The sequence below is a fragment of the Mesorhizobium sp. M7A.F.Ca.US.006.04.2.1 genome, assembly GCF_004022915.1.
In the GTDB taxonomy this organism is placed as follows: Bacteria; Pseudomonadota; Alphaproteobacteria; order Rhizobiales; family Rhizobiaceae; genus Mesorhizobium; species Mesorhizobium ciceri.
This window is the reverse complement of record NZ_RZQA01001623.1, coordinates 1-490: the sequence shown is the minus strand read 5'-3', so window position 1 is coordinate 490 and position 490 is coordinate 1. Positions and strand designations below refer to the sequence as shown.

At 68.6% G+C, this 490-nt stretch carries 1 pseudogene; it reads right to left on the bottom strand.

Going from position 1 to position 490, the window contains the following annotated elements:
* Window positions 1–490: pseudogene (locus EN925_RS39095) on the bottom strand (calcium-binding protein); the annotation flags it as partial.

The following is a 490-nucleotide window of genomic DNA, read 5'->3' as shown; positions in this document are numbered from 1 at the left end:
GGTTGGCGGCGGCGAGCTGCGTACCATTGATCGCGTCGGTCGATGTTGAACTGATCCGCCCAGCAGCGACGTTGGTGATGGTGCGTTCGGCGCCGGGTGCACCGATGCTGACCGTCGAGGTCGGATTGGTGCCCTGGAAGGCGTAGGTCGTTCCGTTGACCACACCGCTGGCCGTGCCGACCGCCGTAGTGGTGACCGAGCCCGAACCAAGCGCGACATCGCCGGAGCTTGCCGCCGCTGTCGCGCCATCGCCCAGTGCGACGTTCCCGGCGAGGCCGGCTGCGCCCGCCGTCGAGCCGTTGCCCAGCGCCACCGAGCCTTGCCCGATCGCCTTGTTGCTGTTGCCGATGGCGACAGCGCCGTTGGCCATATTGGCCGCGGTGGCGGTTGCCGTGCCATCGCTGTTGGCGATGTTGTTGGCGCCGCCGGTGAAGGCGCCGGTACCGCTGGCATAGCTGGGATCGCCGATAGAGACGGCGCCGTCGCCATA